Raw genomic sequence first — 11,843 nt, forward strand, 5'->3', positions numbered from 1 at the left:
AATGGGAGACTGACGGCAAGTAAATTCTTCTGATTTACTCGCAGTTACGTTTTTCTGGTTATCGTTATGTAATTCGGGGCATTGCACCGTACGGTTTAGTAGTATAAATACCCATTACTTTCCTCATTCACTTCTATGGATGCTTTTCGTTGAAACGTTGTCTGCTCTCTTTCGCCGCGCTGTGTGCGGTGAGCTTCTCCACCGCCCAGGCAGCCCAACCGCTGACGGCCCCCGTTTTGGCATCAGATATTGCCGATCGCTACGCAAACCTCATTTACTACGGCAGTGGCGCGACGGGCATGGCGATGGTCGTCATCGACGGCAACCAGCGCGTGTTTCGCAGTTTTGGCGAAACGCGTCCAGGTAATAACGTTCATCCACAGCTGGATTCCGTCATCCGCATCGCGTCCCTGACCAAGCTGATGACCAGCGAAATGCTGGTGAAATTGCTGGACCAGGGTGTGGTGAAACTCGACGATCCGCTCAGCAAGTATGCCCCACCGGGCGCACGCGTTCCGACATATCAGGGAACCCCCATCACGCTGGTCAATCTGGCGACGCATACCAGCGCCCTGCCACGCGAGCAGCCAGGCGGTGCGGCACACCGTGACGTTTTTGTCTGGCCGACCCGGGAACAACGCTGGAACTACCTGAGCACCGCCACGCTGAAGACCGCGCCAGGTTCGCAGGCCTCTTACTCCAACCTGGCCTTTGATCTGCTGGCCGATGCGCTCTCGACGGCAGCGGGCAAACCGTATACGCAGCTGTTCGAAGAGCAGATCACGCGCCCATTGGGCATGAAGGACACCACATTCACCCCTTCGCCGGATCAGTGCCGCCGTCTGATGGTCGCAGAGAAAGGCGCCAGCCCGTGTAATAACACGCTGGCAGCCATCGGCAGCGGCGGTGTTTACTCCACGCCAGGCGACATGATGCGCTGGATGCAGCAGTTCCTCTCATCAGACTTCTACTCACGTAGCCACCAGGCTGACCGTATGCAGACCCTCATTTACCAGCGCAATCAGTTGCACCGCGTGATCGGCATGGACGTACCAGGCAAAGCTGACGCCCTTGGTCTGGGCTGGGTATATATGGCACCGAAAAATGGCCGTCCGGGCATTATCCAGAAAACGGGTGGCGGTGGTGGATTCATTACCTATATGGCAATGATCCCCCAGTCCAACGTGGGCGCTTTTGTGGTGGTCACCCGCTCGCCAAATACGCGTTTCGTTAATATGAGCGATGGCATCAATAACTTAGTCGCCGAGCTGAGTGCCAATAAAGCCCAGGTGCTGACCGCCTCCGTCCAGCCTTAATATTCTGTGGGCAAACGGTTGATGCTAACCAGTTTGCCCCGGCTCATATTGATGTAGTTACCCTGTCGAAGCGCAGCGAGGACCTCTGCGACGACGGAACGCGAAATGCGCGTGCTTTGTTGAATATGATTCATCACGCCAATTTTTGAGCGCAGGGTTTCATCCCATTCGGCCATATTCAGCAGCATGGCGCGGATTTGGTGATAGGAGTTATTTCCTACCAGTTGCCTGTCCCGCTTTTCAAGAATGGATTTAATCCAGGATAGCCAGCAGAAAGCTTCTTTCCAGAGAGAACTTTGCTGAATAAGTTGCAGAGAGGTCGAAGCAGGTAAATAAAAGCCTGTGCATGGATTTTTGGCCACGACCCGGTATTCCTGCATGCCAGCGGCCAGGCCCAGAATAAAGGGCGCAGTGGCAATGCCAATCAGCAGTTCGTCAGCACGACGATAGATTTCAATAATGCCAGTCTGTAATACAAGGGTGCTAGGTTCATCGTTATCATCATTTAAAATAATCTGCTGAGGAGCAGATCTAAAAGGGGTACTGGCTACTTTCAAACACTGTTCGAGCCGGCTTAATTCAGAAAGTGGTTTCGCATTAACTTTCATGCAGACCTCAGGACATCCGTATTTGTCGGTTCAATATTATTTTTTTAGATGAAAAAGCGGGGGATATATTCCCCCGCTTTTATACATTACCAGGTATATTTCACACCCACATTAGCGCCCCAGTTCTGGTCAACGTCGCCGCCGCCCAGGTAAGTGGCATCGGTGTATGCACTGAAGTTTTTGGTGAAACTGAACTGTGTGCCCTGCCCTACACGGACAGCAGAGCCTTCAACACCGTTGTCGATGCTGTCGCCATTTACGTCCGCATTGTTGTCAGCATCGTCATACACATACGCCAGCTTGAAGTATGGTGTCAGGGCTTGCTCTCCTCCGTAGTTGAAGGTGTAGCCCGCATCCAGACCAAGCTCATAGCGCAGGCTGTCGTAAGACTGGCCATCAATACGCATGTCGTTGCTTAACCGGTAGTCATCACCCGACTGGAACAGTCCAGACACGGCCGCATACGGCGTGACATAGCCGGACAGGTTTGGTTTCCAGTCATAACCCAGTTTCATACCGAAGCCTACCGCATCTGTCGTGGTATTACCGTCCACGTACTGACCGTTGCTCATGGTCGCGGAGAGATCGTTATTGAAACGGGTATAGCTCAGGGAGCTGTCGAGGAAGAGATCATTGGCAAACTTCGCAGAGGCATAGAGCATTGCCGTCTGGCTATCCTGATCAACCTGACCGGTACGATCGCTGATATCCCCTTTCGCGAAAGCTGCCGCACCGCCGACGATCCACTTCGCATTGTTACCGTCAATCTGGGTATCCAGACCAACCATAATCCCGCTAACGTCCTGATCGTAGTTGACAACGCCATTATCGGCGTCGAAGTTGCCGCCGAAGTAGCTTACCCACGCCCCGCCGTTATCGGCCAGACCGTGACGGCTGTTGGTGAGACGCGTTCCGACGGTGTCCTGTTGCAGATCCCAGATATTGGTATTCGCTGACGGAATGCTCAGCGCCATATTGGCGTAGTCGGTCAGCGCTTTCTGCTGCAGAACAACCGTGTCACCCTTCTGCTGCGCCTGGTAGGTATAGGCGCCTAAATCAGCTTTGTTTGCGGCAGAAAAGTTCGCCGCAGTATCCGCATTGTTGTCATAAACGCGGATGATCTCTTTGTTTTTATAATCAGCAACAGAACCGGCGCCGGTCGCATCGTCGATACGCACGGTGTAGTTACCTGCCACATCACCATTCACCGCCAGATGACCGTCTGAGTTAAGCGCCACGACGCCATAGTCGTAATCGGCTTTGCTCTTGTCATTGGTGATAAAGCGGGCGTTGGTCAGATCGCTGTTCAGCACGTAATCACGGCTGGCAACGTTCAGCACCCCGCCATCGGTCAGTACCATATTGTGCGTGTCCACCTGACCCAGCCCTAACGCCAGTTCCGCACCGTTGTCGACGGTGATGGTGTTGGCATACAGTTCAGCTGTTTCTTCCGTCAGAGCGGCACGGCTGTAGCTGTCCAGATACAGGCTGTCTGTCGCCACTGCGCCACTGTCGCCAATGTTCAGGGTAGAGGCATTGGTCAGGGTGATGGAATCCGCCAACAGGCCAGAGTTTTCAACATTCACCTGCGACTGGTTATTCACAGCCAGCGTATCGATGTTAGACAGTTTGCGGGTGTCCCACTCAGAACCGTTGTCCAGGGTGATGTTGAACAGACCGCTCTGATACACCTCTTCACCTGCAACGTGACCGTTGGTGTCGTAAGTGGAATCAGGCCAGATGCTGTTTGGAGACAGGGTTCTCCAGTCAACGCTGCTGTAACCCTCACCATACATCTGCGCGGTGCCGATCGCTTCAACGCTGGATTGCGCAGCGCCAACCCATTTGCTGCCGTTAGTCAGCGTGACATCCAGCTTATCGGTACCATCCCAGCCGTTGGTGGTTGGGTTATACACCCCGTCTTCGGTGGTATCGGTTGCCGGGTCGCCATTTTCGTAGAAATTGTTGTCGAAGGTGCTGGAGAACAGAATATCGCCGGTAACGGTAGAGTGATCAAACGTGGCGGTGGTTTGCATCGCGTTATCGGACGCGCCCGCAGCAACTATCAGCGCCGCGTCATCTGCCCCGGTCGCGTTGGTTTCACCGTAGTCGCTCGGCTTCGCGGTTTGACCATAGAACCCGCTGGTACCCAGATCGCTGTAGGCACCAGACGTCAGAACAGAGTCTTTGACCACCAGGGTGTTGGTAAAGACATTACTGCTATCCGCAACGCCTTCAACACCGTCATACGGGGTATTGTCCAGTTCATGGTAACCCTGTGTCAGCGTGATGCCAGCAACGTGGGAGTTGTTCTGGATAACAATATCCGATTCCACATCCAGCGTGATCGCGTTACCCAGTCCATAGGTATCCAGATAGTGGGTTTCGGTGTTGTCACCATTCAGAACATCATACGCATAATGCTCATAGGTATCGTTAATGGTGGAGTGATCGACGGTCAGGCTAAAACGATCGTACGGCGTATGGGTCGAGCCGTCCGTATCAACCCCGTCAGCACATGTGGTGGTCATGCACTTTGAGGTGATCATGCCATTAATGGTGCTATTAGAAATGCTCAGCGCATTCGCTCTTCCATTGACGCCATCGTCAAGGTAGTACGTGGAAATAACGCCGTTCACCGTTGACTTATTAATCACCGGATAAATATCACCGTCATGGGTGGCATCCGAGTAATCCCAGTCAGTGTAGCCATAATACCAGGGGGTTGATGCTGTATTATCATATCCGAAGGTATTATATGTGGTACCAGAAATATCTTTCGCATTGGCCTGAGAAGCGATAGCCAGCGTGCAGGCTAATGCAAGTTGTGATACAACCAGTTTCTTTTTCCATGTTTGCATTGGGTCATCCCTCCTCAGGGACGTAAGCAAGTTTGTCCATCAAATCATTTGGCAACATTGTATTGCGGAGGGAATTATGCATTTTCATTTCGAAAAGGTTCAATGAATGATTCCATTAAGTCCGTATACAGACTAATAACATGAAAAAAATGCAGCGGCATTAAAAACCAGAAATAAACACTATAAAAACAGCGAATTAAAATCACCAGATATAAACATGGATAATATAATAAAGAATAATAGATCATTATTAATGATACATTTACTTCAATATAGAAATGACACCAATATCTTACGCATTTAAAAAACATGCTGGTGCTGGTTATCTATATTGACCATATGAAACATTGCAAACCGCATTTCGCATTAACAAAAAGCCTACTTTCGTAAAACCCTCTCCCCCACTTTCATGTACACTATCCTTCTTTGTCACACAAACGTCAGGCATATCATGACCGATTTAATTGCTCGTCCCCGTCGTCTGCGCAAGTCACCGGCACTGCGCGCTATGTTTGAAGAGACAACACTGACCCTAAACGATCTGGTGTTGCCGATTTTTGTTGAAGAAGAGATCGATGACTACAAAGCCATCGAGGCCATGCCAGGCGTGATGCGCATTCCGGAAAAATATCTGGCACGTGAGATCGAACGTATCGCCAACGCGGGGATCCGCTCGGTGATGACCTTTGGCATCTCCCACCACACTGACGCTACCGGCAGCGATGCCTGGAAAGAGGACGGTCTGGTCGCCCGGATGTCGCGGATCTGCAAAGAGACCGTGCCGGAAATGATCGTCATGTCAGACACCTGTTTCTGTGAATATACCTCTCATGGTCATTGCGGTGTGCTGTGCGATCACGGTGTCGATAACGACGCCACTTTGCTGAATCTCGGCAAGCAGGCGGTGGTAGCAGCAGCAGCCGGTGCGGATTTCATCGCACCTTCCGCTGCCATGGACGGGCAGGTTCAGGCGATCCGCCAGGCGCTTGATGCGGCCGGATTCACCGATACCGCCATCATGTCCTACTCCACTAAGTTTGCCTCTTCGTTCTACGGTCCGTTCCGTGAAGCGGCCGGTACAGCGCTGAAGGGCGATCGCAAAACCTATCAGATGAACCCGCTGAACCGCCGTGAAGCCATCCGTGAATCGCTGCTGGATGAAGCCCAGGGCGCAGATTGCCTGATGGTGAAACCGGCTGGCGCGTATCTGGATATCCTGCGTGACATTCGCGAGCGCACCGAACTGCCGCTGGGTGCATACCAGGTGAGCGGCGAGTACGCGATGATCAAATTCGCCGCGCAGGCGGGTGCGATCGACGAAGAGAAAGTAATCCTGGAAAGCCTGGGTGCGATCAAACGTGCCGGCGCAGATCTGATCTTCAGCTACTTTGCACTGGATCTGGCCGAGAAGAAAATTCTGCGTTAATCCGCTTTAGCGCCGGGTGGCGGCTTTGCCTTACCCGGCCTCCTCTCTGCGCTAATCTTCACCAAACTGCAATACAACCGACATCTCTCCCTTCTACTGTCTGAGCAAGACGGCAGGAGGAGTAACCATGTTTAGTCTCGATAGCGTTCTCGACGACCTTTGGCCTCAGGCGAGGCCTGCACCCTGGCAAAAAAGTCTGTTAAAAAGACTGTTCTACGAAGAAGAATTCCAGCAATTTGCCGCGACACACCGCCATCTGAAAGGCCTGGATATGGTGGAGCAAGTTCTGGAGCACCTTGATATTCTCTGCACCGTTTCCGCCCGCGATCTCGAACAAATCCCTGAACATGGCCCGCTGGTCATTATTGCCAACCACCCGACAGGCACGCTGGACGGGCTGGCACTGCTGTATGCCGTTTCCCGTGTACGGCGCGATGTGAAAGTCGTCACTAACCGGATGCTGACCCACCTTGAACCGCTTAGCTCGCTGTTTATTCCGGTGGACAACATGGGCGGCAGAACGGCAAAAACCTCCCTGACGCAGATGGAACAGCATCTGCAAAACGCAGGGGTGCTGATCTTCTTCCCGGCGGGAGAAGTGTCCCGTCCTACGCGCAAAGGGATCCGCGATAAAAAATGGCACCCCGGCTTTATTAAACTCGCCAGTAAGCTGCGCGTACCGCTGCTGCCGGTGCATATTCAGGCCCATAATAGCCTGCTCTTTTATGCCAGCACGCTGGTGTCCCCCACCGTATCGATGCTCCTGTTGATGCAGCAGATGTTCCGCCGCCGCCACAGCCAGCTACCCGTAAAGATCGGCCAGCAGATAGCCTGGCACCACTGGTATAGCGCAAACCTTTCATCGCGTGAGATGGCCGAGCAGTGCCGTCAGCACGTGATACGTCTTGGCAAGGGAGTGCCTGGTGTCTTTAAAACTCAATGTGCCATTGCCCGCCCGGAAGACCGGGCCACGCTGAAGCGCGAGCTGGCCCAGGCCGAATGTCTGGGCAAAACCAGCGATGGCAAAACCATTTATCTGTGGCAACGCAACGGGCAGGAAGAGGCTCCCCTGTTGCGCGAACTGGGACGCCTGCGCGAGATTGCGTTTCGCGCCGTGGAGGAAGGGAGCGGTAAACGTCGGGACACCGACAGTTACGACGATGACTATCTGCACCTGATCCTGTGGGATGAAGAGGATCTGGAGATCGTCGGCGCCTATCGTTTTATGCCGACAGCCAGACAGGTCGAACAACGCGGTCTGGAAGGACTTTATAGCTACAGTCTGTTCCACTACGACGACAAAATGCAGGACGTGCTGGAACACGGCATTGAACTGGGGCGCAGCTTTATACAACCGCGCTACTGGGGCCGTCGCGGCCTGGATTATTTGTGGTCCGGCATTGGTGCCTATCTGGCGCGTTATCCGCACTACCGCTATCTGTTTGGCCCGGTCTCGATTTCCGGTGGCTTACCGCCTGCCGCACGGGATCTGCTGGTGGCGTTTTACCGTCTCTGGTTCCCGGCGACACATCCCTTAGCCGCGTCACGTCAGCCTTATCCTGCCTCCCTGCCGGACGTGCTGGCACAGTTTGGCGGGGTAGATTACGTGGATGACCTGACGAAGCTGAAATCCCTGCTCGGTAATCTGGGTTGCGGTATTCCGCCGCTCTACAAACAGTATTCCGAGCTGTGTGAACCCGGCGGCGTGCAGTTTATCGATTTTGGCAGCGACCCGGCGTTCAGCAACTGCATCGACGGGCTGGTGCTGGTGGACTTGTGTTACCTCAAGGCAAACCGCTATCAGCGGTATATTGAGGCGCACCTTTAAATGTGCGGTTTTTTGTAGGCCGGGCAAGGCATAGCCGCCACCCGGCCTACGGGTCGACGGGGTCAAGGACGGTAGAACGGCTTATCTCCCAAAATCGTCGCCCGCTGCATAATCCGGCGCTGTGGCAGATAATCCGCATTTGCATAGTGCTGTGTCACGCGGTTATCCCAGATCGCCAGATCGTTCTCCTGCCAGCGCCAGCGCACCTGAAACTCCGGTTTGGTGATATGCGCAAACAGGAAACGTAACAGCGCCTCGCTCTCTTTTTCCGTCACGTCCACAATCCGCGTCGTGAATCCCTCATTCACAAACAGCGTCTGCTTGCCCGTCACCGGATGGGTGCGCACCACCGGATGCAGCAGCGGCGGATGTTTCGCTACGGCCTCCTGCCAGCGCTGATGCTCCGCTTCTGTTTTGCGGTACTTGTACTCCTGGAATGATTTTTTGAAGTCATGCTCCGCCCGCAAGCCGCTTAGCAACGTCCGGAACGGTGCGGACAGCGCCTCAAAGGCCGCAATGCCGCTGGCCCACAGCGTATCGCCGCCCGTCTCCGGCAGCAGCTTCGCCGAAAGGATCGCCCCTGCAGGTGGCGTCTCGATAAACGTTACATCCGTGTGCCAGTTGTCGTTGTCCGGCGGATTATCGTTATGCGTGTCGAGCACAATAATTTCCTCCACCCCTTCCGCATGCGGATAAACCGGATGGATATGCAGATCGCCAAAGCGCAGTGCCAGGGCGCGCTGCTGCTGCGGGGTGATTGCCTGTTCGCGCAGGAATACCACCTGATGGCGCAGCACCGCATGATAAAGCTGCTCAAACTGGTTATCGCTCAGCGGACGGGTCACATCCAGGCCCGACACCTGCGCACCGATATATGGCCCCAGCGGGGTAATGGTCAGACGTTCACTCATTGTATTTCTCCATGCCAGGGCGTCAGACGACGCTGCAGCGCGCGCAGCCCCAGTTCTAATCCAAAGGCGATCACGGCGATAACCGCAATCCCGGCCAGTACCACGTCAGTCGCCAGAAACTCCCCCGCCGACTGCACCATAAACCCTAACCCTCGGGTGGCGGCGATCAGCTCTGCCGCCACCAGGGTTGACCAGCCCACGCCAAGGCCGATGCGTAATCCGGTTAAAATCTCCGGCAGTGCGCCCGGTAAAATCACGAACAGCAGCACCTGTGTCCGGCTGGCTCCCAGCGACTGCGCCGCGCGGATCCGCACCTGCTGAGCGCTTTTGACACCCGCCAGGGCCGACATAGCAACCGGGGCGAAAATCGCCAGATAAATCAGCAGGATTTTTGACGTTTCACCGATGCCAAACCAGATCACCATCAGCGGCAGATAGGCCAGCGGCGGCACCGGACGGTAGAGCTCAATCAGCGGGTCGAGGATCCCGCGCACCGTCGGGCTTAAGCCCATCGCGATGCCGACCGGAATGCCGATAATGACCGCCGCCAGCAGCGCCACCAGAATGCGCGCCAGGCTTGCACCTAAGTGCTGCCAGAGCGTAGCGTCCATAAAGCCCTGCGGCCCGGCAATGGTGATGAGTTTTGCCAGCACCTGCCCCGGCGGCGGCAGAAACAGCGGACTGACCCATGCCTGCGCGGCAACCAGCCACCAGACCGCCAGCAGCACCAGCAGCGTGCCGACACTGAGTGTGATCTGGCGCGAGAAAGGCCAGCTTAAGGCCGGGCGCGCGCGTCGCGTTTTCTCGCTGAAGACGATGCTCATGAGAAGGCCTCCCGTTGTTCAAACACGCGGCTTAAGACGTATTCACGCTGTTCGATAAACCGTGGATCGGATTTGATGCTGCGCACCGGCTCCCCCGCGACATAGCGACGGGCAAACTCAAGCGGCAGCCGCTCCAGCACGCGCCCCGGGCCAGGGGACAACAGCACCAGCTCGGTCGCCATAAACACCGCCTCTTCGATATCGTGGGTGATCAGCAGCACCTGTTTACCCGTTTCATGCCACAGGCGTAAAAGCAGGGTTTGCATCTGCTCGCGGGTAAAGGCATCCAGCGCCCCGAACGGCTCATCCAGCAATAACAGCTGCGGGTTGGCCGCCAGCGCGCGGGCAATGCCGACCCGCTGGCGCTGACCGCCGGAAAGCTGCCAGATAAACCGTTTTTCAGCCCCTTCAAGACCGACCTTTTTGAGCATGTCCCGTGCTGTTGCCAGCCGTTGCTCGCGGCTTACGCCCGCCAGTTGCAAACCGAAGGCCACGTTTTCCTGCACGTTGCGCCAGGGAAGCAGACCTTCATTCTGGAAGACCACGCCGCGCTCAGCGCCCGGGCCTGCCACTTTTTTCCCTTCCAGTTGAATGGAGCCATGCTGATACGGTACAAACCCGGCAATCAGATTCAGCAGCGTGGTTTTCCCACACCCGGACGGGCCAAGCACAACCAGCAGTTCACCGCTCTCCAGCGTCAGGTTGATGTTCTCCAGCGCGGGTTTGCCACCGTAATCAGCAGACAGATTTGTAATAGTCAGCATCGCAGCCCCCTTATTTCACAAAGCGATCGGTCACGTACTGGCTATAGTCCGCCGCCACCGCAGGCACTTTGCCCTGCTCTTTCAGGAACGTGGCGGTATCGACAATCGCTTTGTTTACCGGCCCGGTCAGCTGTTGTACCTGCTGGGCAGGCGTGAGATAGGTATTACCTTTCACCAGCCCCGGCACGTCCGCTTGCGGCACGCCGCTCAGACGGGACAGTTTTTCGAGATTGGCAGGCTGCTTCAGCCATGCATCCGGGTTGCTGATATAGGGCTGCTGAGCGTCGATGGCGCTTTTGGCAAAGGCCTTCACGACCTCAGGATGTTTCTCGGCAAAATCTTTGCGCACCACCCACACGTCGAGCGTTGGCGCGCCCCACTGGCCCACTTTTTCGGAGTCGGTCAGCACGGTGCCGTCTTTTTCCAGCTCATTGACAGCCGGTGCCCAGACGTATGCGCCATCAATATCGCCGCGTTGCCAGGCCGCAATAATCGCCGGCGGCTGCAGATTAATGATTTGCACCTGGCCTGGCTTGATGCCCCAGTGTTTCAGCGCCGCCAGCAGGCTGTAGTGAGTGGTCGAAATGAACGGCACGGCGATGCGCTTGCCGATCAGGTCTTCTGGTTTGGTAATGTTTTTCTTCACCACCAGCGCTTCGGAGTTACCCAGCTGTGAAGCGAGCAGGAAGACTTCAATCGGCACCTGCTGGCTGGCCGCTACCGCCAGCGGGCTGGAGCCGATATTACCAATCTGCACGTCGCCGGAGGCAAGCGCGCGCACCACGGCCGCCCCGCTGTCGAACTTACGCCAGTCGACGTTTGCGCCGCTCTCTTTGGCAAAGGTGTTATCCGCCTGCGCGACTTTCGCAGGTTCTGCGGAGGTTTGATACGCGACAGTGACGTCCACCGCCTGCGCCTGAAATGCCCACAGCGCCAGCGCGCCGAGTAAAGTGATTCGCGATGAAATGGCCATAATGTCTGCTCCCCTTGTTGTTATGAGGGCAGTATTTCCGGCGCGGGAATTTTGATAAAGGAATAAAAACGAATCGCTAATAACGATTCGTTTTTAGAAAAAAAGCGGGAAAGGATAGTGAATTTTGTTCAGTGTTTTTCCTTCTCCCGTGGGCTGAGGGATCCCCGTAGAAAAAGCACGCACGGACGGCCCCCTCCCCTCCTGGGGGAGAGGGCTGGGGTGAGGGGGAACATACAGCTCTGGTGGTTATTCCGTTCACTTTATGTGCCTTGCTACTCTGTAACCACATGACCGGTGAACGTGCCAGGGTGGCTCAGTCGCCACCACCCTGG

The 11,843-nt window shown here is 55.3% G+C and carries 9 protein-coding genes; 3 read left to right on the forward strand and 6 right to left on the reverse strand.

What is annotated here, in order from left to right; genetic code table 11:
- Window positions 1–149: 149 nt before the first annotated feature.
- Window positions 150–1,316: a D-alanyl-D-alanine-carboxypeptidase/endopeptidase AmpH gene (ampH, locus tag EKN38_RS17250; RefSeq protein WP_014830833.1), complete on the forward strand. Its 1,167-nt coding sequence runs from the start codon at window positions 150–152 to the stop codon at window positions 1,314–1,316.
- On the opposite strand, the gene EKN38_RS17255 is transcribed toward ampH, so the two are convergent.
- Window positions 1,313–1,924, reverse strand: coding sequence for a helix-turn-helix domain-containing protein (locus EKN38_RS17255; protein WP_014830832.1), 612 nt, complete (start codon window positions 1,922–1,924; stop codon window positions 1,313–1,315). The genes ampH and EKN38_RS17255 overlap by 4 nt on opposite strands.
- A gap of 86 nt (window positions 1,925–2,010) precedes the next feature.
- The gene (locus tag EKN38_RS17260; RefSeq protein ID WP_126522474.1) at window positions 2,011–4,785 is read right to left on the reverse strand and encodes an autotransporter outer membrane beta-barrel domain-containing protein; all 2,775 of its coding nucleotides are present in this window, start codon (window positions 4,783–4,785) and stop codon (window positions 2,011–2,013) included.
- Between the two features lie 451 nt (window positions 4,786–5,236).
- Here EKN38_RS17260 and hemB point away from each other — a divergent pair, with 451 nt between their 5' ends.
- Complete coding sequence (gene hemB, locus EKN38_RS17265) at window positions 5,237–6,211, forward strand: porphobilinogen synthase (protein ID WP_014830830.1); 975 nt, start codon at window positions 5,237–5,239, stop codon at window positions 6,209–6,211.
- A gap of 127 nt (window positions 6,212–6,338) precedes the next feature.
- Complete coding sequence (locus EKN38_RS17270; RefSeq protein WP_014830829.1) at window positions 6,339–8,039, forward strand: lysophospholipid acyltransferase family protein; 1,701 nt, start codon at window positions 6,339–6,341, stop codon at window positions 8,037–8,039.
- Between the two features lie 62 nt (window positions 8,040–8,101).
- Here the strand turns inward: EKN38_RS17270 and tauD are convergent, their stop codons facing one another.
- The 4 genes from tauD to tauA are packed head-to-tail and all read right to left on the reverse strand — an operon-like array spanning window position 8,102 to window position 11,511.
- Window positions 8,102–8,950, reverse strand: coding sequence for a taurine dioxygenase (gene tauD, locus EKN38_RS17275; protein WP_014830828.1), 849 nt, complete (start codon window positions 8,948–8,950; stop codon window positions 8,102–8,104).
- Window positions 8,947–9,774, reverse strand: coding sequence for a taurine ABC transporter permease TauC (tauC, locus tag EKN38_RS17280; RefSeq protein WP_126522477.1), 828 nt, complete (start codon window positions 9,772–9,774; stop codon window positions 8,947–8,949). Before tauC ends, tauD begins: the two co-directional genes overlap by 4 nt.
- Window positions 9,771–10,538, reverse strand: a complete 768-nt coding sequence (tauB, locus tag EKN38_RS17285; protein ID WP_014830826.1) for a taurine ABC transporter ATP-binding subunit — start codon at window positions 10,536–10,538, stop codon at window positions 9,771–9,773. The genes tauC and tauB overlap by 4 nt, the downstream gene beginning before the upstream one ends.
- A 10-nt stretch (window positions 10,539–10,548) precedes the next feature.
- Window positions 10,549–11,511, reverse strand: coding sequence for a taurine ABC transporter substrate-binding protein (gene tauA / locus EKN38_RS17290; RefSeq protein WP_014830825.1), 963 nt, complete (start codon window positions 11,509–11,511; stop codon window positions 10,549–10,551).
- Between the last annotated feature and the right edge of the window lie 332 nt (window positions 11,512–11,843).

It is taken from the genome of Enterobacter sp. WCHEn045836, from assembly GCF_003965585.1.
GTDB lineage: Bacteria > Pseudomonadota > Gammaproteobacteria > Enterobacterales > Enterobacteriaceae > Enterobacter > Enterobacter dissolvens.